Here is a 21,473-nt window from a genome sequence, read left to right on the forward strand (position 1 = left end):
AGGGTGGACAAGCGCCGCGGGCTTTCCTTGCCCCGCTTTGCTAAAATCGTGATTTTAAACGAGTTGGGCACTTTCCATTCATGAGCATCATCGACAACAGAAAAGCCTTCTACGACTACTCGGTCGAAGAACGCTATGAAGCAGGGCTCGTGCTCGAAGGATGGGAGGTCAAGGCGCTGCGCGCCGGGCGCGGCCAGATCAAGGAAGGTTACGTGGTGATCCGTAACGGCGAACTGTTCCTGATCGGCACGCACATCAGCCCGCTGCCCGAAGCCTCGACCCACATCAACCCGGACCCGGTGCGCACGCGCAAGCTGCTTCTGCATAGCGAGGAAATCAGCAAACTGATCGGCAAGGTCGAGCAGCGCGGCTATACGCTCGTGCCGCTGAACTTCCATTACAAAGGCGGCCGCGTCAAATGCGAGATCGGTCTGGCGAAGGGCAAGAAGCTGCACGACAAGCGCGAGACCGAAAAGAAGCGCGACTGGGAACGCGAAAAGGCGCGCCTGATGCGCTCGCCGACATGATCTGATCGGCGTCGCACGATGCGCGGATTTGCCGCGCTTTGTTTGCCACCTTGCTTTCCAAAGCAGTAATTCAACAAAAAATGGCCCGCCGATTCTTCAGCGGGCCATTTTTTCGGCAAGGACAAAAGCGCTCAGCGCACGTCCGATACGCCCTTCCCTTTGTTCACGATCGTCAACGCCGACGCGATCATCGAGCTCATCTCCGCAAGATTGCCCGGCACGATCAGCGTGGTGCCCTGCTTCGCCAGATTGCCGAACGCGTTCACATATTGTTCGGCCACCTTCAGATTCACCGCCTCCATCCCACCATGCGACTGGATCGCCGCTGCAATCTTCTGAATCGCCTGTGAGTTGGCTTCCGCCACCGCGAGAATCGCCGCCGCCTGCCCTTGCGCCTGGTTGATGGCCGCCTGCCGCTCGCCCTCCGACTTCTGGATCGCCGCCTCGCGGCCGCCTGACGCGATGTTGATCTGCTCCTGCTTGCGCCCTTCCGACGCCGCGATCAGCGCGCGCTTTTCACGCTCGGCGGTGATCTGCGCCTGCATTGCGTGGAGAATTTCCTTCGGCGGCGTCAGGTCCTTGATCTCGTAGCGCAGCACCTTCACGCCCCAGTTCGCGGCGGCCTCATCGAGCGCGGACACGATGCTGTGGTTGATGAAGTCGCGCTCTTCGAACGTCTTGTCGAGTTCGAGCTTGCCGATCACCGAACGCAGCGTGGTCTGCGACAACTGCGTGATCGCGAACACGAAATTGCTCGACCCGTACGACGCCTTCATCGGGTCTGTGACCTGAAAATACAGTACGCCGTCCACCTGCAACTGCGTGTTGTCGCGCGTGATACAGACCTGGCTCGGCACTTCGAGCGGGATTTCCTTGAGGATGTGCTTATAAGCGATCCGGTCGACGAACGGAAACGCGAAACTCAAGCCCGGCGTCAACGTGCGGTGATAGCGGCCAAGCCGCTCCAGCACCCACGCATGCTGCTGCGGCACGATCTTGAGCGTCTGCGCCGCCAGCACGATCACGATGATCAGAAGCACCGCCCCGACGATGGTCGAATCCATTGCTGCCCTCCCGTCTGTAGTTCGAATTGTTGCGCGTGCGCGGTCCGTATTGCGTACGTGTTTTGTGCGTGATGTGCGCCTGATGTGTGTGCACAGTCAGGCCGCCGTCGCGCGTTTGCGCGCTACGACGACGAGGCAACTGCCGCGCAGTTCGACAATTTCGTAGACCTGCGCGTCTTCGGGCTCGCTGGCGGCCAGTTCGACGTCCCATTCCGCACCGCGATAATTGGCTCGCGCGCGGCGCTCATGCCAGACCGGCACGGTCAGCGTCTGACCGATATCCAGATTGACGTCCGGGTTCTTCGACGCCTCCTTGCGCCGACTGCGGCCAAAACGCGAGCGCCGCAAGATCACCACGGCCGCCAGCGCCACCACGGCGGCGACCGCCAATTGAAGATCGGCGGCCGCGCCCGCCATGTGCGCAATAGCCGCTGCCACAAAGCCCAACGCGATCATCAACAGATAGAACGTGCCACTCATCAACTCCAGCGCGACAAGCACGCCCGCCCCGATCCACCAGAACAATCCACCTGGCGCCACGTCGACCTCCACAAAACAAAACACCCCGGATCTACCGGGGTGTTTATAGCACGAAGCGGGTGCATTTTACCGAGCGGTACAGCACGCTTTCGACGCGAAGTTGACATACCGCACCGCTCGTTATGCAAGCCGCTTAGCGACGGCCGCTCGACAGCTTACTTCGCCGATGACTTCGCCAGTTGTTGCCACGTCTCGATGATCGTGTCCGGGTTCAGCGAGATCGACTTGATGCCTTCATCGGTCAGCCACTGCGCGAAGTCCGGGTGATCCGACGGGCCCTGGCCGCAGATACCGACGTACTTGTTCAGCCGCAGACACGTGTCGATTGCGCGCTTCAACATGAACTTGACGGCCGGATCGCGCTCGTCGAAGTCGACGGCCAGCAGTTCCATGCCGGAGTCACGGTCGAGGCCGAGCGTGAGCTGCGTCAGGTCGTTCGAACCGATCGAAAATCCGTCGAAGAATTGCAGGAATTCCTCGGCGAGAATCGCGTTCGACGGCACTTCGCACATCATGATCAGGCGCAGGCCCTTCTCGCCGCGCTTCAGGCCGAATTTCTCCAGCAGCCCGACCACGCGCTCCGCCTGCTTCAGCGTACGCACGAACGGCACCATGATCTCGACGTTGTCGAGGCCCATCTCTTCACGCACCTTCTTCAGCGCGACGCATTCCATCTGGAACGCTTCGGCGAAGTCTTCGGCGATGTAACGCGACGCGCCACGGAAACCCAGCATCGGGTTTTCTTCGTCCGGCTCGTAGCGCGAGCCGCCGATCAGCTTCTTGTACTCGTTCGACTTGAAGTCCGACAGACGCACGATCACGGGCTTCGGATAGAACGCCGCCGCGATCGTCGCGATGCCTTCGGTCAGCTTGTCGACGTAAAACGCGCGCGGCGATGCATGGCCGCGCGCCACGCTTTCCACGGCCTTCTTCAGGTCCTGATCGATGTTCGGGTACTCGAGAATCGCCTTCGGGTGCACACCGATGTTGTTGTTGATGATGAACTCGAGACGCGCCAGACCCACGCCTGCGTTCGGTAGTTGCGAGAAATCGAAGGCCAGTTGCGGGTTGCCCACGTTCATCATGATCTTCACCGGAATCGGCGGCAGTTCGCCGCGCTGCACTTCGGTGATTTCGGTTTCGAGCAGACCGTCGTAGATCTTGCCTTCGTCGCCTTCCGCGCACGACACGGTGACGAGCGCGCCTTCCTTCAGCACGTCGGTCGCGTCGCCGCAGCCCACCACCGCCGGCACGCCCAGTTCACGCGCGATGATCGCCGCGTGGCAGGTCCGGCCGCCACGGTTCGTGACGATTGCCGAAGCGCGCTTCATCACCGGCTCCCAGTTCGGGTCGGTCATGTCGGCGACCAGCACGTCGCCCGGCTGCACACGGTCCATTTCCGACGGATCGTGAATCACGCGCACCGGACCCGCGCCGATCTTCTGGCCGATGGCACGGCCGGTTGCCAGCACGTTCGATTGGCCTTTCAGCTTGAAGCGCTGCTCGGCCTTGCCCGCGGCCTGGCTCTTCACCGTTTCCGGACGCGCCTGGAGGATGAAGATCTTGCCGTCGCGGCCGTCCTTGCCCCACTCGATGTCCATCGGACGCTCGTAGTGCTTTTCGATGATGATGGCGTACTTCGCCAGCTCGATCACGTCTTCGTCGGTGATCGAGAAGCGGTTGCGCTGCTCATGCGGCACGTCCACGGTCTTCACGCGGCCCTGCTCGCCGGCCTTGGTGAATTCCATCTTGATCAGCTTCGAGCCGATCGAGCGGCGAATGATCGGGTACTTGCCTTGCGCGAGCGTGGTCTTGTAGACGTAGAACTCATCCGGATTCACCGCGCCCTGCACGACCGTTTCGCCCAGGCCGTAGCTCGACGTGATGAACACGGCGTCCTTGAAGCCCGATTCGGTATCCAGCGTGAACATCACGCCGGCCGCACCGACGTCCGAGCGCACCATGCGCTGCACGCCGGCAGACAACGCGACTTCCGCGTGGGTGAAGCCCTTGTGGACGCGATAGGAGATAGCGCGGTCGTTATACAGCGACGCGAACACGTGCTTCATGCGATCGAGCACGTCGTCGATGCCGACCACGTTGAGGTAGCTTTCCTGCTGACCCGCGAACGATGCGTCCGGCAAGTCTTCCGCCGTTGCCGACGAACGCACGGCAAACGACAGCTCTTCAGGCGAGCTGTTTTGCAGGGTGTCGAAGCCTGCGCGGATATCCGCTTCGAGACGCGGCTGCAACGGCGCATCGACGATCCATTGACGGATCTCCTTGCCCGCTTCGGCGAGCGCCTTCACGTCGTCGACGTCGAGCGTTTCGAGACGTTGGGCGATGCGTTCAGTCAGATTGTTGTGATGCAGGAAGTCACGGAAGGCCAGCGCCGTGGTGGCGAAACCGGTCGGCACACGCACGCCGGCTTCGGCGAGCTGGCTGATCATCTCGCCAAGCGACGCGTTCTTGCCGCCGACAATTTCCACATCGGTCATCCGCAACTGCTCGAACGGAACTACATACGCCTCATCCTTTGCGACGGTAACTGCGTTAGTCATACAAGCCCCTAAGTGTGAAAGAAATTCACGGCTGTGCAAGTGGGCTTGAACGCGAGCGCTCATAGGAAGCGTGACCTCGCGTCTTGCACAACCTGTTGGAGAAACAATCGCCTGAAAAGCCTGATCCACGACGAAGAAAGCGGTTGGACGAATTTACCGATCGATCCACCCCATTCGCCGCAGGTTACCAGCTGATAGCGAGGCGTTGAACGACCGTTCGCGGTAAGTTAGACGCCAATCGCCTGCAATTGCTTATCCAACAGGTTGCCGCTATTCTACCGTGCCGACTCTCAAAATGTGACAGTCGGACGAGAATTGCGCCTCGAATCGCGCCCCGGACCGGCCGGCGGGCTCCTAGCGAGGCCCAAGCCGCATCCGGGCGCAGTTGCGGTGCCCACGGCGCGCTCCGTCGACGCCGCTGCAATCCCCGGTTAACCGCCGTGCAGCGAAGTCCACGCAGCGATGTTTCATTCGAGCGCTCTTTCCCGCTCATGTTCCCCAGCTCCACTGATGCCGCCCACCGTATTCATCGTCTCTGACGGGACCGGGATCACTGCCGAAACCTTCGCGCATTCGATCCTCTCCCAGTTCGACCAGAAATTCCGCCTGGTTCGGGTGCCCTTCGTCGACTCGATCGACAAAGCCTACGCCACGCTCGAAAAGATCAACGAAGCAATCCAGCAGGACGGCCGCCGTCCGATCGTGTTCACCACGCTGGTGGACAGCGCGTCGAACCAGATCGTCAAAGGTTCGAACGCGCTCGTGCTCGATATGTTCCAGACCTTCGTCGAGCCGCTCGAACAGGAACTGGAGCTGAAGTCGAGCCATGCGATGGGCCGCGGTCACCAGAATGCGGACACCGAGGAATACAAGAACCGCATCGAGGCGATCAATTTTTCGCTCGCGCACGACGACGGTCAATCGAACCGTAATCTCGCCGACGCCGACGTGATTCTGGTGGGCGTATCCCGCAGCGGCAAAACGCCGACGAGCCTGTATCTGGCGATGCAGTATGGTGTGAAAGCGGCCAATTACCCGCTGATTCCGGAAGATTTCGAACGCGGCAAGCTGCCCACGCCGCTATTGGCGCATCGGCAGAAGATGTTTGGTTTGTCGATCGATCCGCAGCGGCTGTCGGAGATTCGTAACGAGCGCCGGCCGGGCAGCAAGTACGCCGCACCGGAAAATTGCCGTTACGAGATCAATGAAGCGGAGACGATGATGCGGCGCGAAGGCGTCAAGTGGCTGTCGTCGACGCATAAGTCGATCGAAGAGATCGCGACGACGATCTTGCAGGAGATCAAGCTGGACCGGCCGGTTTATTGAGCACGTTGAGCGCGGCCTGAAGAAGGAACGCGCGTGGCCGCGAGTGGCCGCGCGCGTTTTATGTCATGCGCTCACGCGCGGCGGCGCTGCTGGCGGCACTGCTCGAATACGCAGACCGCGGCGGCCGCCGCCACGTTCAACGATTCCATGCCACCCGGCTGCGGAATCGTCACCCGCAACGTGACCGCATCGCGCCACGTCTGCGACACGCCCGCCCCTTCGTTACCGAACACCCACGCCAACGGTCCGCGCAGATCGCAATCGTAAAGCGCCTCGGCGCCGTGCGAATCCGTAATGACGATGGGCACCGCGAGGCGTTCGATCAGCGCCTGCGCTTCGACGTCCTCGTGAATCTGCAGCAGAAAATGCGCGCCCATCCCCGAGCGCAACACCTTCGACGACCACGCGTACGCCGTGCCCGGCGCGCAGAACACCTGTTGAATACCGGCAGCAGCCGCGCTGCGCAGAATCGAGCCAACGTTGCCGGCATCCTGCACGCCATCGAGTACGAGGCAGGTCTGCGCGACCTGTTCCGGCAACGGCGTGTCGAGCTTTTCGACCAGCAGCACAATCCCGACGCCGTGCACTACGTTCGACAACTGACCGAACAAAGCATCCGGCAGCGTAACGATCCGATGCTCGTCGATGCGTGACACGATGTCCTGCGCCTCGTCGTGACGCAGCGCGCCCTCCGTGACGATGCACATTTCCGGCTGCCCGGCGACGTCGAGATAGGTGCTCGCGAGATGGAAGCCTTCAAGCAGCGCATGACCGCTGCGACGCTGCTGATGCGTCGAGCCGGCCAATGCCTTGAGGCGCTTATAGAGCGGATTGTCCCGCGAGGTGATGGCTTTCACAGGCAGCGCAGACAGTGAGAATGAGGAAAGAGTTGGCGACGCGCGAGGCTACACGGCGCTCAGGCGCCAGTACGTTCGCCGAAGGCGTCGTCGTCGAGCATGGCGTCGGTGATCGTGTCCGGCACGACGATCACGTCGCCCGACGACAGCGGCACGCCCGTGCCGAATCGCAAATGCGCTTCGCGCACCGGCGCAAACGAGCGCCGATGATGCTCGCATGGCCCATGCTCGCGCAGCGCCGCGAGATGCTGCGGCGTGCCGTAGCCGGCGTGCGCGTCGAAGCCGTAGACGGGATAGGCCTCATGCAGTTGCAGCAGCATCCGGTCGCGCGTGACTTTCGCGAGGATCGACGCCGCCGAAATGGATTTGACCAGCGCGTCGCCGCCGATGATCGCCTCGCTGCGAATGCTCAGCGCCGGGCAACGATTGCCGTCGATTTTCGCGAGCGTCGGCACCACCGACAAGCCTTCGACCGCGCGCTTCATCGCCAGCATCGTGGCGTGCAGGATATTCAGCGTATCGATTTCTTCGACGGTGGCGGACGCGATGCAATACGCGAGCGCCCGGTCGACAATTTTGTCGTACAGTTCGTCGCGCTTTTTGGCGGTGAGCGCTTTCGAATCGTCGAGGCCGCGAATCATCGGTTTCGACGGGTCAAAAATGACCGCCGCCGCGACCACCGGGCCGGCCAGCGGCCCGCGCCCTGCTTCGTCGACGCCGCAGACGATGTCATCCGGCGCTTCGAAGTTCAGGCCCGCCTGCTGGGCCGCCGCTCCGGCGACGCCTGCGGTCTTGCGGCGTGGTGCGCGTGCAGTCGTCACGGCCGCGCCTTCCGTGTTGCGATGACGTTCGCCACGACTTCCGCCGCACGCTGCGCGGTGTTCTGCTTCAGCACGTGATGCATCTCCGTGAAGATTTCCGTCAGCGTGCGCCGGTTGGCTTCGTCGCGCAACTGTTTCAGCGTGGCCTCGGCGAGCGCCTGGGGCGTGGCGAAATGCTGGAGAATTTCCGGCACCACGAAACGCCCGGCCAGAATGTTCGGCAAGCCGACGTACGGCAGATAGCCTTGCCGGCGCATGATCTGACCGGTCAGCCAGGGCACCTTGTACGAGATCACCATCGGTTTTTTCAGCAGCGCGGCTTCGAGCGTTACCGTGCCGCTCTTGACGAGGATCGCGTCCGCCGCGGTCATCGCCAGCTGCGACTGGCCGTCGGTAATCGTCAGCGCGAGACCCGGGTGCGCATCGACCAGCGGCCGCAGCATTTCGCGCAATGCGGGCGTGGCCGCCGGCATCACGAAACGCAAGCCTGGCTCCTGGTGCTGCATCATCTCCATCGCGGCGAAGAACGTCGGACCGATCAGATCGATTTCCGAACGCCGGCTGCCCGGCAGCACCGCAATGACCGGACCGCTTTCCGGCAGACCGAGCGTGCGGCGCGCGCCCAGCGTGTCGGGCTCGAACGGGATTTCGTCAGCCAGCGGATGCCCCACGTACGACGCCGCGACGCCCGCCTTCTCCAGCAGCGCCGTTTCGAACGGGAACACGCACAGCATGTGGTCGACCGCTTTGGCGATCTTCTTGATCCGGCCGCCGCGCCACGCCCAGATCGACGGGCAGACGAAGTGAACCGTCGGAATGCCCGCATCCCGCAGCGGATGTTCGAGGCCGAAGTTGAAATCGGGCGCATCCACGCCGACGAACACCGATGGAGGCTCAGCGAGCAACTGGCGCTTCAGCTCGTTGCGGATGCCGAGAATCTCGGGGATATGCCGCAGCGCTTCGACGTAGCCGCGCACCGTCAGCTTTTCCATCGGCCAGTGCGCGTCGAACCCCGTAGCGATCATGCGCGGGCCGCCGATCCCGTAGTACTGGGTGCCGGCGGGCAGACGGCTGGCAAGGCCGTCGAGCAGCGACGCCGCCAGCAGATCGCCGGATGGCTCGCCGGCCACCATGGCGACGCGCAGCGGACTCGGTTGCAATACCATCGGTTAGCGGATGATGCCGCGCTGCGACGCTTCGACGAACGCGAGCAGCGTTTGCACCGGCTCATCGCCATCGCCGCCCGCGGACGCGAGTTCGCGCAACTGCACCTTCGCTTCTTCCAGCGACAGGCCGTTCTTGTAGAGCAGCCGGTACGCCGAGCGCAGCGCCGAGATCGCATCCGGCGAAAAGCCGCGGCGGCGCAGACCTTCGACATTGATGCCGTGCGGCTCGGCCTTGTTACCTGCCGCGATGACGAACGGCGGAATGTCCTGCACCAGCGCCGACGCGCCGCCCAGCATCGAATGCGCGCCGATGCGCACGAACTGATGCACGCCGGACATGCCGCCGACGATCGCGTGGTCGCCGATCGTCACGTGACCGGCCATCTGCGCGTTGCTCGACAGAATGACGTTGCTGCCGACGTGGCAGTCGTGACCGATGTGCACGTAGGCCATGATCCAGTTGTCATCGCCGAGCGTGGTGACACCCGCGTCCTGCACCGTACCGGTGTGGATCGTGGTGAATTCACGGATCGTGTTGCGGTTGCCGATCACGAGCCGGGTCGGCTCGTCCTTGTACTTCATGTCCTGCGGACGGCCGCCGACCGATGCGTAGTGGCCGATCCGGTTGTCTTCGCCGATCGTCGTGTGACCTTCGATCACGCTGTGCGAACCGACCGTGGTCCGTGCGCCGATCGTCACGTGCGCGCCGATCACGGCATACGGTCCGATTTCGACGGATTCGTCGAGTTGTGCGCCCGGTTCGACGATCGCAGTAGGATGAATCCTGCTCATGCGTCCTCGCTTCTGATTCTGTTGCGTTGTCTGGATGGGCTGGGCAGGGCTTGCGACCAGCCGCTGACTGCCCGACGCTGAATTCCCGACGACTTAAGCGTCCTTGTCCGTGTGCCGCACCGCGCACATCAGGTCGGCTTCCGCCGCCACAACGCCATCCACCTCGGCGCGCGCCTTGAACTTCCAGATGCCGCGCATGTGACGCTCGAACGTGCAGTTCAGGATCAGCTGATCGCCCGGTTCGACCACGCGCTTGAAGCGTGCATTGTCGATGCCCACGAACAGGTACAGCGTGTTCGACGGATCGCTCGGCTCTTCCGAAAACGTCAGCAGCGCCGCCGTTTGCGCGAGCGCCTCGAGAATCAGCACGCCGGGCATCACCGGGCGGGTCGGAAAGTGACCCTGGAAATACGGTTCATTGATCGACACGTTCTTCAACGCTTTGATGCTCTTGTGCGGTTCGAGTTCGAGCACCCGATCGACCAGCAGGATCGGATAACGATGAGGCAGCAGCGTGAGAATCTTATGAATGTCGAGATTGATTTTTTCGGTGCTCATGGTGTTTCTGCTCGCGCATTGACTGCGCGATGATGACTGCGGATGCTGGTGCAGGTGGGTTGGTAACGCGTGCTGCCGACGGTTGCCGTGACCCGGAGGCCATGCCACCCGGTCACGGCAACCGACTTGCTTCTTGATGCTTGCCCGCTATTTTACGCGGTGCCGGCAGGCTGCCCCTAATATCTCAGGCTTTGTCGCCCGCGGCACCACCGGCTGCCTTGACCGATCCGTCGGCCGCGGCACCCGCTTCAAGCGCCTTGATACGGTCGCGCAGTTTGTCGATGTTACGCAGCAAAGCGGCGCTCTTGTTCCAGTCCGCATGGTTCACGGCCGGAAAAGCGCTGGTGTACAGGCCGGGCTTCAACAGCGACTTCGAGACGCCCGACTTCGCCGTGACGATCACATAATCGGCCAGCGTGACGTGCCCGGCGATGCCGACCGCGCCCCCGATCATGCAATGGCGGCCAATGGTCGTGCTTCCGGCGATCCCCGCGCAACCGGCGATCACGGTGTAGGCACCGACCTTGCAGTTGTGGCCGATCTGCACGAGGTTGTCGATCTTCACGCACGCTTCGATGATCGTGTCGGCCATTGCGCCACGGTCGATCGTGGTGTTCGCGCCGATTTCGACGTCCTCCGCAATCGACACGCCGCCGACCTGCGGAATCTTCACCCAGCTGCCAGTACGCGCGTCGCCGTCGCCGACGAAATCAGGCGCGAAGCCGAAACCGTCCGAACCGATCACCGCGCCCGCATGCACGATCACGCGCTCGCCGAGCTTGCAGCCGTGGTACACCGCGACATTCGGATACAGGTGCGAACTCGCGCCGATCTGCGTGCCGCGGCCGATGAACACATTGGCGTCCAGCCGCGCATTCTCGCCGATCACCGCGCCCGCTTCCACCGTGACATGCGGACCGACCACCGCGCTCGCGGCAATCTGCGCCGACGGATCGATCGTCGCACTCGGATGCACGCCGGGCACCGGCTTGGGCGCAGCCATGTCGATGAAGGTTTGCGCGACGCGCGCGAAGTAAGCGTACGGATTCGGCGTGACGATGAAGTTACGGGCGTCGCGGGAGCCGAGCTTGACGAGGTCGTCGGCGTTGATCAACACCGCACCCGCACGGGTCGTCTCGACCTGCGACAAATACTTCGGATTGGCGAGGAACGCCAACTGGTTCGGGCCTGCCTGGTCGAGCGGCGCCAGACTGCTGACGCGCTGCGAACCGTCTCCGACTACTTCACCGCCGAACCGCTGGACGATGTCCTCGAGCGTAAATGCCATGCCTATCCTGTCTCCTGCAGTTCAGTCCAGCTTGTCAGTTCCGCGGCCCGGTTCTACGGGCCGCCCGGCACGTTCAGTTGCCCGACGCCGCGAGCGCCTTGAGGACCTGATCGGTAATATCGATGCGCGGGCTCACGTACACCGCTTCCTGAACGATCAGGTCGTAGTGCTGCGCCTCGGCGATCTGCTTGATCACCTTGTTGGCGCGATCGAGCACCGCCGCCAGCTCTTCGTTGCGGCGCTGGTTCAGGTCTTCGCGGAACTCGCGTTGCTTGCGCTGGAAGTCGGTATCCAGCTGCGACAGATCGCGCTGCTTCTGTGCGCGATCAGCCGCCGACATCGACGCGCCGTTCTTGTCGAGCGAATCGGACATCGACTTCAGCTTCTGCGCCATGTCGGCCAGGTCCTTGTCACGCTTGGCGAACTCGGCCTCGAGCTTGACCTGCGCGGCCTTCGCGGCAGCCGATTCGCGCAGGATGCGGTCCGAATTCACCGCGGCGATCCTGGCTTCCTGCGCGTGCGCCACGCCCACACCCAAGGTCATTGCCAGCGCCAGTGCGCACGCCACACGTTTCGAAAACATACCGGTTCGCAAAGTCATCCTCTCGATACTGTAGTTTGGCCGGGCCCACCGTCGGGAGCCGCCCGTCGCCGGGGTCGCCCGCCGCCGGATCAGAATGCCGTCCCAATCTGGAACTGGAATTTCTGATACTGGTCGCCGGTGTGCTTCGTAAGCGGGAAGCCCAGGCTGAGCTTGAGCGGGCCGATCGGCGAGATCCACGCCAGGCCGACACCATAGCCGTAACGCAGGCCGTTCGCGCCGATGCTTTTGCCCTCCGTCCCCCAGACGTTACCGCCGTCGAGGAACGTGAAGACGCGCAGCGTGCGGTCGTAGCCCGTGCCCGGCAGCGGGAACGTCAGTTCGACGTTACCCACCAGCAGCTTCGACCCGCCGATCGGGTCGTTCGTCTTGGCATCGCGCGGACCCAGCGAGCTCGGCTCGTAGCCACGCACCGAACCGATACCGCCCGCGTAGTAGTTCTTGAAAATCGGGTAAGGCTTGCCGCCGAGGCCGTTACCGTAACCGCCCTGGAAGTTGAAGCCCAGCACGAAGCCGCGCGCAAACGAGTAATAGTACTGCGCGTTGATGTCGGCCTTGTAGTACTGCGTGCCGCCGATCGGCGTGCCGTATTCGGCGTTCGCCTGCGTGAAGTAACCGCGGCTCGGCACCAGCGCGCTGTCACGCGCGTCGCGCGACCAGCCCACCGTGATCGGCACGTTGGTTGAGCGGCGGCCGAACTGGTTCACGTAATCGGTGTAGCTTTGCGGCGTGTTCGCGTCGATATCCAGCTGGTTCTGCTCGAGGCCCGCGCCGAAGTAGACCGTGTCGACTTCGGAGAACGGAATGCCGAACTTCAGGTCGCCGCCGATCGTGACGATCTTGAAGCTCGAATCCGTCGAGTAGTACAGCGGCTGGTACGTACGGTAGTAGACGTCGGTAATCCGCTTGATGCCGTCGACCGTGAAGTACGGGTCCACTTGCGTGACCGTCAGCGTACGGTACGTCTTGGCGGTATTCACGTTCACCGCGAGACTCGTGCCCGAACCGAACACGTTGTCCTGCGACACGCCCGCGGACAGCACCACCTTGTCGGTCGACGAGAAGCCTGCACCCAGCGTGATTGCGCCAGTCGGCTTTTCGGCCACCTTGACGTCCACGTCGACCTGGTCCGGCGTGCCTTCCACAGGCGTGGTGGTCACGTCCACGTCGGTGAAGTAGCCGAGACGGTTGATCCGGTCTTTCGACAGCGCGAGACGGTTCGAGTCGAACCACGAGCTTTCGAGCTGGCGCATTTCGCGACGCACCACTTCGTCGCGGGTGCGTGTGTTGCCCACCACGTTGATGCGGCGCACGTACACGCGGCGGCTCGGATCCACTTGCAGCGTCAGGTCGACCTTGTGGTTGGCCTGATCGATCTGCGGCTGTGCGTTGACGGTAGCGAACGCATAGCCGTATTCGCCGAGCTTGTCGACGATCGCCTTGGTGGTGGCTTGCAGCTTTTCAGCCGAGAAGCGGTCACCTGGTTTGATCTTGATGAGCTTGGACAGCTCCGCCTCGCGGTCGAGCAGATTGCCCGCCAGCTTGATGTTCGAAATCGTGTACGGCTCGCCTTCATGCAGCGTGACCGTCAGATACATGTCCTTCTTGTCCGGCGTGATCGACACCTGGGTCGATTCGATGTTGAACTCGAGGTAGCCGCGATTCAGGTAATACGAGCGGACGTTCTCGAGGTCGCCGGTGAGCTTGTCTTTCGCGTACAGGTCGTTCTTCGTGTACCACGAGAACCAGTTCGGCGTGGACAGCTGCATTTCGTCGCGCAGCGTACCGGTGCTGAACGCCTTGTTGCCGATGAAGTTGATCTGGCGGATCTTCGCGCTCGGGCCTTCGGCCACCGAGAACAGTACCGACACGCGGTTGCGGTCGATCGGCGTGATCGTGGTGGTGACTTCGGCGGCGTAGTAGCCGCGCGTCAGATACTGGCGCTTCAGTTCCTGCTCGGCCTTGTCGACCAGCGCCTTGTCGTAGTACCGGCCCTGCGACAAACCGACCGCGCGCAGCGCCTTGGTCAGGTTTTCCTTGTCGAATTCATGGATGCCGGCGAAATCGATCGTGCCGATCGCCGGACGCTCCAGCACCTGCACGATGACTACGTTGCCTTCGGTCGCGATCTTGACGTCGTTGAAGAAGCCGGTGGCGTACAACGCGCGAATGGCTTCGGAAGCCTTGTCGTCGCTAAAGGTGTCGCCTTGCTTGATCGGCAGGTACGCGAACACGGTACCAGGTTCGACGCGTTGCAATCCCTCGATCCGGATGTCTTGCACCACGAAGGGCGTCGTTGCGTGAGCAACCAGCCCATGCGCGGCGAACGCCGCGGCTATAACCGTCTTTGGAACAAAGCGATGAGGTTTAAACAACGTGCTTCCCCAGTGTGTATAGCTGCATCAGGTCAGGCGGTCGCCATCGTGAGCGCCGCCGGACACTTTAAAAATGGATTAAACGAGCCAGATCGTTGAACAGCGCGATCGCCGATAACGCGACGATGCAGGCGAGCCCCGCCCTCTGAAAAACGAGTTGCCAGCGATCGGAGACAACTTTGCCGGTCACAGCTTCAACCAAATAATATAACAGATGACCCCCGTCCAATACCGGAATTGGTAACAGGTTCAGTACACCGAGACTAATACTGACAAGGGCCAGGAACGACAGGAATGCAGAAGGACCCAGACGTGCGCTCTTTCCTGCGTAATCGGCGATCGTCACCGGACCGGACAGATTCTTCAGCGAAGCCTCGCCGACGATCATCCGGCCGAACATGCGCACCGAGTACACCGCGAGATCCCAGGTGCGGCGCGCGCCCAGTTGCAGACTCTCGATCGGCCCATAACGCACGTCGATCGACGGCACCTGGGTCGCCAGTTCCGCACCGATGCGGCCGATCTGCTGACCCGTCGCATCGTCGCGCTGCGACTGCGGCACGATGCGGATGTCTTCGAGCTTGCCTGCGGCCTGCGTAGCTTGCGTACCCTGTGCACCTTGCCCGCCGCGCTCCACTTGCAGCGTGAGCGGCTTGCCGGCGTGCGATTTCACATACGCGATGAATGCCGTGGCATTGTCGGTGGGCATGCCGTCGACCGCGTGCAAGCGGTCACCGGCTACAAGGCCTGCCTTTTGCGCCGCGCTGCCGGGCTGCACACCCGCGACCGTCAGCTTGCCACCGCTCGGCTCGAAGCCGAGATGCGACATAAAGTCGTCGTCGACCTCTTTCTCGGTGATGCCGCGCAGATCGAGCTGGAAATCCGAGGTGCCGTGAGCATCCTTTGCGCTCAGCACGACACGCCTGTGATCGAAGGCCGCGCCCAACAGTTTCCAGCGCAGGTCCGACCATGAACGCACCGGCTCCGATTCACCGGCATTCTCGGCGCGCACCGCGACGATGGTTTCGCCGCCGTCGAAACCGGCCAAAGCCGCCGGCGTATTCGGCGCGGGTGCCGCGACCACGGCCGCGGGTTCCGTCACGCCGGTCGCGAACACGAGCGCGAACAGCACGATAGCCAGCAGGAAATTGGCTACGGGCCCGGCCGTGACAATCGCGATACGGCGCCACACCGACTGCCGGTTGAACGCATACGGCAACGCTTCAGCGGCAATCGGCGCGCCCGTCTCGCGCTCGTCGAGCATCTTCACATAGCCGCCGAGCGGCAACGCGGCAACAGTCCATTCGGTACCCGTCTTCGGGCTCACCCATTGGAACAGCGGCTTGCCGAAACCGATCGAAAAGCGCAGTACGCGCACGCCGCACAGGCGCGCAACGCTGTAATGGCCGTATTCGTGAACGACCACGAGTACGCCAATCGCGACCGCGAAGGCAAGCAGTTCGATCAGCAGATTCATAAGCGCCTCACTGGACGGCGCGTTCCGTGCGACGAGCGCCGTCCGGCAGACGCGCGATGAATTCGGCAGCGGCGCGACGCGCGGCGGCGTCAGCTTCGATCACGTCTTCGAGCGCATGCGCGCTGCGGTTCGGCAACGCGTTGAGCACCGCGTCGACCACCTGGGCAATCGCCATGAAGCCGACCTGGCGCGACAGGAACGCTTCAACAGCGATTTCGTTTGCGGCATTCAAGGCCGCGCTCGCGACCCCGCCTTCGGCCAGCGCCTTCATGGCGAGCGCGAGACACGGAAAGCGCGTGTAGTCCGGCTTTTCGAACGACAGCGACGCGACCTCCGCCAGATCCAGTTGCGCGACGCCCGAATCGACCCGATCCGGAAACGCCAGCGCGTGCGCGATCGGCGTGCGCATGTCCGGGTTGCCGAGTTGTGCGAGCACCGAGCCGTCGGCGTACGACACCAGCGAGTGGATCACGCTCTGCGGATGAATCAGCACGTCGATACGTTCGCCCGACAGGCCGAACAGCCAGTGCGCCTCAATCACTTCGAGGCCCTTGTTCATCATCGTGGCCGAGTCCACGGAAATTTTGCGACCCATGACCCAGTTCGGATGCTTGCAGGCCTCTTCCGGCGTGACGTCGACGAGCGTGGCCGGTTCGCGGGCGCGGAACGGGCCGCCCGAGGCCGTCAGAATGATCTTCGACACACCGCCATGCGCCGCGGCTTCGCGCGGCAGGCATTGGAAAATCGCGTTGTGTTCGCTGTCCACCGGCAGCAGCACCGCGCCGTTGTCGCGCACCGCGTCCATGAAGATCGCGCCGGACATCACCAGCGCTTCCTTGTTGGCGAGCAGAATGCGCTTGCCGGCGCGCGCCGCGGCAAGGCTCGGCGCAAGGCCCGCGGCGCCGACGATCGCCGCCACCACCGTATCGCATCCGTCGCTCTTCGACACGTCGACAAGCGCTTGCGGCCCGAACGTGACTTCGGTCTTGCAGCCGGCTTCGCGCAGCTTCGCCGCGACACGCGCGGCCGTATCGGCGTCGCCGACTACGGCGACTTCGGGCTGAAAGCGCAGGCATTGTTCGACGAGCTTGTCGCCGTTGCGATGCGCGGAGAGCGCGTAAACCGAAAAGCGCTCGGGATGTCGCGCGACGACGTTGAGCGTGCTATCTCCAATCGAGCCCGTGGAACCGAGCAATGTTAGACGTTTTTGCATATCTCTTTCTCTAGCCGACGAGCAGCATGGCAAGCGGCAGCACCGGCAACAATGCGTCGATGCGGTCGAGCACGCCACCGTGCCCTGGCAACAGGCCGCTTGAATCCTTGACTCCGGCCTGGCGTTTCAACATCGATTCGAACAGGTCGCCCACCACGCTGAATGCCACCAGCACGGTCAGTGCGAGCAGCGTGCGCACGGCGCCCAATTGCGCCAGCAGCGCAGAATACAGGGTCGGCTCGAACGCGTGCAAAAAGACCGCCGCCGCCGCGACGATCATCACCACCAGCCAGCCGCCGATCGCGCCCTCCCAGGTTTTACCCGGGCTGATGGCAGACGCGAGCTTATGTTTTCCGAAGGCTTTACCTGAGAAGTATGCGCCGATATCAGCCAGCCATACCAATAGCAGCAACGACAGCACAAACGGCACACCCTTCATGCGCGCGGCGACGAGAGCATGCCAGCACGCGACGAATATCACAATGCCGGCAAGGAATAGAAATGCACGCCACGCGCCCTGCGCGAGCGTCGGCTTGCGCAACAGCACGAACGGCCCTGCGATCACCCAGAAGATGGCAGCCGCCTGAAACAGCGGCCGCGACTCTTCGACGCCGGTGCCGGGGCGCGTGCTCGCGACCAGCGCCACAGCGGCGATCAGCGCATAAATGACGGGCCCCGCGCCGCCGAGCTTCAGCAGACGGGCCCATTCCCACGCAGCGAACACGACGACGAATGCGATCAGCGCGCCGAACGCGCCCACCGGCGCGAACAACGTGACCGGCAGGAATACCGCCAGCAGGATGATCGCCGTGATGACACGGGTTTTTAGCATGGAAGCGAATCGACGTTCTGCGATTGCGGCTCGAGTTGAGCGCTGGTGCGGCCGAAGCGGCGCTCACGCTCCGCGTACGAAGCGATGGCGTGGCCGAGGGCGTCGGCGTCGAAATCCGGCCAGAAGGTGTCGGTGAAGTAGAACTCGGTGTACGCGAGTTGCCACAGCAGGAAGTTGCTGACGCGGCGCTCGCCGCCGGTGCGGATGAAGAGATCCGGCTCGGGCGCATAGGCCATCGACAGGTGTTCGGCGAACGATTCCTCGTTGATATCGACCGCCTGCCCCACCAGCGCCGATTGCTCGGCCAGCTTGCGGGTAGCCTGCATGATGTCCCAGCGGCCGCCGTAATTGGCGGCGATGGTCAGCGTGAGACGGGTATTGCGCGCGGTTTTGGTCTCTGCGCGCTTGATCAGATCGCGGATGCGCGTGTCGAACTTCGACAGATCGCCGACAACCCGCAGACGGATGCCGTTCGCGTGCAGCTTGCCGATTTCGCGCTCGAGCGCCGTGACGAACAGGCGCATCAGGAACGACACTTCGTCGGTCGGACGGCGCCAGTTTTCCGAACTGAAAGCGAACAGCGTCAGATATTCGACGCCCTGGCGTGCGCAAGCCTCGACGGCCGAGCGCACCGCGTCGACGCCGCGCGTATGGCCGGCCACGCGCGGCAGGCGCCGCTGGGTCGCCCAACGGCCGTTGCCGTCCATGATGATCGCGATATGTCGCGGCACCGCTGCGACATCAGGCACGCGCACGGTTGAGCTGGTATAGGTCATGGCCGTCGGGACAGTGACTGCAAAAAAAGAAGTGGAAACCCTGAAAATACTGAGTGCCCCCAAACTTGGCACTTCGCGCCAAGCCCCCGAGGGGGCAATCCCCCAAGGGGACTTCCTGCGGGGCGGAAAACTTGGGGCGGCCCGGCGTTTTCTTGAGAGCCAACCGGCCTCAGACCGTCATGATCTCGGCTTCTTTGGTCACCACGAGTTTGTCGATTTCAGCGACGAACTTGTCCGTCAGCTTCTGGACGTCGTCACCTGCACGACGCTCGTCGTCTTCTGAAATTTCTTTGTCTTTCACGAGCTTTTTGAGTTGCTCGTTTGCATCGCGGCGCAGGTTGCGCACTGCCACCTTGGCCGTTTCCGCTTCGCTCTTGACCACTTTGGTCAGTTCGCGGCGGCGTTCTTCGGTCAACGCGGGCATCGGCACGCGGATCACGTCGCCCTGGGTGGCCGGATTCAGACCGAGGTCCGATTCACGGATCGCCTTTTCGACGACCTGGACCATCTTCTTTTCCCACGGCTGCACGCCGATCGTGCGTGCGTCGATCAGCGTCAGGTTCGCAACCTGCGAAATCGGCACCGGCGAACCGTAGTAGTCGCACTGGATGTGATCGAGCAGGCCCGTGTGCGCACGGCCCGTACGGATCTTCGACAAATCGTTCTTGAACGCGTCGATCGAGCGCTGCATCTTTTGTTCAGCGCCCTTCCTGATATCAGCCACAGACATTTTTAAACCTCCGAACCTTCAAAACGGAGCGAGCCGGCCAGCGCGCGCGAAAGACGGCGGCCTGGGCTCGCGTCAAAGCCCACGTTATGTGAACGAGAGTTTACACGTGGACGAGGGTGCCCTCGTCCTCGCCTAGTACGATGCGCTTGAGCGCGCCCGGCTTGACGATCGAAAACACGCGGATCGGCAGCTTCTGGTCGCGGCACAGCGCGAACGCCGTAGCGTCCATCACCTGCAGATTGCGGCCGATCGCTTCGTCGAAGCTGATCGTGGTGTAACGGGTCGCGCTCGGGTCTTTCTTGGGGTCGGCCGAATAGACGCCGTCCACCTTGGTGGCTTTCAGCACGACTTCCGCGCCGACTTCCGCGCCGCGCAGCGCAGCGGCCGTGTCCGTCGTAAAGAACGGGTTGCCGGTACCGGCCGCGAAAATCACGACTTTGCCTTCTTCGAGCTGGCGAATCGCACGCGGGCGGATGTACGGCTCAACCACCTGGTCCATGCGCAGCGCGGATTGCACGCGCGCTTCGATACCGGCGTGGCGCATTGCGTCCTGCAGCGCCAACGCGTTCATCATCGTGGCCAACATACCCATGTAGTCGGCCGTGGCGCGGTCCATGCCGGCCGCGCCGCCCGCGACGCCGCGGAAAATATTGCCGCCGCCGATCACCACGGCCAACTGCGTACCGAGCCGAACCACTTCGGCCACGTCCGCCACCATTCGTTCGATGGTCGCGCGATTGATGCCGAAGGCATCGTCGCCCATCAGAGCTTCGCCGGAGAGTTTGAGCAGGACGCGTTTATAGGCAGTGGGCATAGAGATATCCAGATCGCGCAGAACAGGGCAACAACAAGGGACTAATGTAGGGGTGAAATGCTGATTCGGGCAAGCGCCGCCAAATTCACGAACCCCAAGGTTCGCCTGCGGCGGCTGCGCGGCGAGGGTCAACCCGCGCGCAGCCTTGCGGCGCTGCCGACCGCGGCAAAGTCTTGCTCCGCCGCGGGTCCAACGGTACTGCGGTAAAACTTACGCGAGACTTATTGCTGCTTTGCAGCAGCGACTTGAGCGGCCACTTCGGCTGCGAAGTCGTCCTGCTTCTTCTCGATGCCTTCGCCGACCACGAACAACGCGAACTTCTGCACGCTCGAGTTGCCGGCCTTCAGCATCTGTTCGATCGTCTGCTTGTCGTTCTTAACGAACGTCTGGTTCAGCAGCGATACTTCCTTCAGGTACTTCTGCACGCTGCCGTCGACCATCTTGGCGACGATTTCAGCCGGCTTGCCCGATTCGGCAGCCTTCTGTTCAGCGATGCTGCGTTCCTTAGCGATCAGATCCGCCGGCACGTCTTCCGACGACAGCGAGACCGGCTTCATTGCCGCAATGTGCATTGCGACGTCCTTGCCGACCTGCTCGTCCGCGCCGGTGTACTCGACCAGCACGCCGATACGCGTGCCGTGCAGGTACGCTGCCAGCTTGTTCGAGGTTTCGAAACGCACGAAACGGCGGATCGACAGGTTTTCGCCGATCTTGCCGACCAGCGCCAGACGCACTGCGTCGACCGTCGAGCCTTCCAGCGGCAGCGCCGACAGAGCGGCGACGTCAGCCGGGTTTTGCGTAGCGACCAGCTCAGCGATCTGCTTCGAGAAAGCCAGGAAGTCGTCGTTCTTCGAAACGAAGTCGGTTTCGCAGTTCAGTTCGACCAGCGAACCAGCGTTGCCGCCGATGAACGATGCAACCACGCCTTCAGCCGTCACGCGCGACGCTGCCTTGCTGGCCTTGTTGCCCAGCTTCACGCGCAGCAGCTCTTCAGCACGCGCCATGTCGCCTTCGGCTTCCGTCAGCGCCTTCTTGCATTCCATCATCGGCGCGTCGGTCTTCGCGCGCAGTTCTGCAACCATGCTTGCGGTAATTGCCGCCATCATTTGCTCCTTGAGTTCCGTCTGTCACACGCCGCCCGGACTTCGATACCGG

The 21,473-nt window shown here is 62.7% G+C and carries 20 protein-coding genes; 2 read left to right on the forward strand and 18 right to left on the reverse strand.

Annotated elements, in window-relative coordinates; genetic code table 11:
• Positions 1-80: 80 nt before the first annotated feature.
• Positions 81-527, forward strand: coding sequence for an SsrA-binding protein SmpB (gene smpB / locus AC3WLT_RS02555; RefSeq protein ID WP_115101181.1), 447 nt, complete (start codon positions 81-83; stop codon positions 525-527).
• Between the two features lie 131 nt (positions 528-658).
• Here smpB and AC3WLT_RS02560 read toward each other — a convergent pair whose 3' ends face one another.
• The 3 genes from AC3WLT_RS02560 to ppsA form a co-directional block, all read right to left on the reverse strand.
• The gene (locus AC3WLT_RS02560) at positions 659-1,591 is read right to left on the reverse strand and encodes an SPFH domain-containing protein (RefSeq protein WP_492590356.1); all 933 of its coding nucleotides are present in this window, start codon (positions 1,589-1,591) and stop codon (positions 659-661) included.
• Between the two features lie 96 nt (positions 1,592-1,687).
• Positions 1,688-2,131, reverse strand: coding sequence for an NfeD family protein (locus AC3WLT_RS02565; protein WP_492590357.1), 444 nt, complete (start codon positions 2,129-2,131; stop codon positions 1,688-1,690).
• A 155-nt stretch (positions 2,132-2,286) separates the two neighbouring features.
• Positions 2,287-4,692 (reverse strand): phosphoenolpyruvate synthase, encoded by a 2,406-nt coding sequence (ppsA, locus tag AC3WLT_RS02570; protein ID WP_492590358.1) that lies wholly within the window; start codon positions 4,690-4,692, stop codon positions 2,287-2,289.
• 510 nt (positions 4,693-5,202) lie between these two features.
• On the opposite strand from ppsA, the gene ppsR reads away from it, so the two are divergent.
• Entirely contained in the window at positions 5,203-6,018 is an 816-nt protein-coding gene (gene ppsR / locus AC3WLT_RS02575; protein WP_492590359.1) for a posphoenolpyruvate synthetase regulatory kinase/phosphorylase PpsR, read from the forward strand.
• Between the two features lie 71 nt (positions 6,019-6,089).
• Here the strand turns inward: ppsR and AC3WLT_RS02580 are convergent, their stop codons facing one another.
• The 15 genes from AC3WLT_RS02580 to tsf form a co-directional block, all read right to left on the reverse strand.
• A complete protein-coding gene (locus tag AC3WLT_RS02580; protein ID WP_492590360.1) occupies positions 6,090-6,875 on the reverse strand; it encodes a TrmH family RNA methyltransferase in 786 nt (261 codons plus the stop codon).
• Positions 6,876-6,934: 59 nt separating this feature from the next.
• A complete protein-coding gene (rnhB, locus tag AC3WLT_RS02585; protein WP_492590361.1) occupies positions 6,935-7,696 on the reverse strand; it encodes a ribonuclease HII in 762 nt (253 codons plus the stop codon).
• Positions 7,693-8,862 (reverse strand): lipid-A-disaccharide synthase, encoded by a 1,170-nt coding sequence (gene lpxB / locus AC3WLT_RS02590; RefSeq protein ID WP_492590362.1) that lies wholly within the window; start codon positions 8,860-8,862, stop codon positions 7,693-7,695. The genes rnhB and lpxB overlap by 4 nt, the downstream gene beginning before the upstream one ends.
• A 3-nt stretch (positions 8,863-8,865) precedes the next feature.
• Complete coding sequence (gene lpxA / locus AC3WLT_RS02595; RefSeq protein ID WP_492590363.1) at positions 8,866-9,654, reverse strand: acyl-ACP--UDP-N-acetylglucosamine O-acyltransferase; 789 nt, start codon at positions 9,652-9,654, stop codon at positions 8,866-8,868.
• Positions 9,655-9,747: 93 nt separating this feature from the next.
• Positions 9,748-10,212, reverse strand: a complete 465-nt coding sequence (gene fabZ / locus AC3WLT_RS02600) for a 3-hydroxyacyl-ACP dehydratase FabZ (protein WP_006048683.1) — start codon at positions 10,210-10,212, stop codon at positions 9,748-9,750.
• A 184-nt stretch (positions 10,213-10,396) separates the two neighbouring features.
• Positions 10,397-11,500, reverse strand: coding sequence for a UDP-3-O-(3-hydroxymyristoyl)glucosamine N-acyltransferase (lpxD, locus tag AC3WLT_RS02605; RefSeq protein WP_492590364.1), 1,104 nt, complete (start codon positions 11,498-11,500; stop codon positions 10,397-10,399).
• Between the two features lie 73 nt (positions 11,501-11,573).
• Positions 11,574-12,101, reverse strand: coding sequence for an OmpH/Skp family outer membrane protein (locus tag AC3WLT_RS02610; RefSeq protein ID WP_410831303.1), 528 nt, complete (start codon positions 12,099-12,101; stop codon positions 11,574-11,576).
• Between the two features lie 71 nt (positions 12,102-12,172).
• A complete protein-coding gene (gene bamA / locus AC3WLT_RS02615) occupies positions 12,173-14,476 on the reverse strand; it encodes an outer membrane protein assembly factor BamA (protein WP_492590365.1) in 2,304 nt (767 codons plus the stop codon).
• A gap of 67 nt (positions 14,477-14,543) precedes the next feature.
• The gene (rseP, locus tag AC3WLT_RS02620; RefSeq protein ID WP_492590366.1) at positions 14,544-15,953 is read right to left on the reverse strand and encodes an RIP metalloprotease RseP; all 1,410 of its coding nucleotides are present in this window, start codon (positions 15,951-15,953) and stop codon (positions 14,544-14,546) included.
• A 7-nt stretch (positions 15,954-15,960) separates the two neighbouring features.
• Positions 15,961-17,166 carry a 1-deoxy-D-xylulose-5-phosphate reductoisomerase gene (locus tag AC3WLT_RS02625; RefSeq protein ID WP_492590367.1) on the reverse strand — a complete coding sequence of 402 codons (1,206 nt, stop codon included), beginning with the start codon at positions 17,164-17,166 and terminating at the stop codon, positions 15,961-15,963.
• Between the two features lie 10 nt (positions 17,167-17,176).
• A complete protein-coding gene (locus tag AC3WLT_RS02630) occupies positions 17,177-17,998 on the reverse strand; it encodes a phosphatidate cytidylyltransferase (RefSeq protein ID WP_492590368.1) in 822 nt (273 codons plus the stop codon).
• Positions 17,992-18,774: a polyprenyl diphosphate synthase gene (uppS, locus tag AC3WLT_RS02635; RefSeq protein ID WP_492590369.1), complete on the reverse strand. Its 783-nt coding sequence runs from the start codon at positions 18,772-18,774 to the stop codon at positions 17,992-17,994. The genes AC3WLT_RS02630 and uppS overlap by 7 nt, the downstream gene beginning before the upstream one ends.
• 169 nt (positions 18,775-18,943) lie before the next feature.
• A complete protein-coding gene (gene frr / locus AC3WLT_RS02640; protein ID WP_012433445.1) occupies positions 18,944-19,504 on the reverse strand; it encodes a ribosome recycling factor in 561 nt (186 codons plus the stop codon).
• Positions 19,505-19,604: 100 nt separating this feature from the next.
• Positions 19,605-20,318, reverse strand: coding sequence for a UMP kinase (gene pyrH, locus AC3WLT_RS02645; protein WP_492590370.1), 714 nt, complete (start codon positions 20,316-20,318; stop codon positions 19,605-19,607).
• 221 nt (positions 20,319-20,539) lie between these two features.
• Positions 20,540-21,421: a translation elongation factor Ts gene (tsf, locus tag AC3WLT_RS02650; protein ID WP_492590371.1), complete on the reverse strand. Its 882-nt coding sequence runs from the start codon at positions 21,419-21,421 to the stop codon at positions 20,540-20,542.
• Between the last annotated feature and the right edge of the window lie 52 nt (positions 21,422-21,473).

The organism is Paraburkholderia sp. FW306-2-2C-D06C (assembly GCF_058781505.1).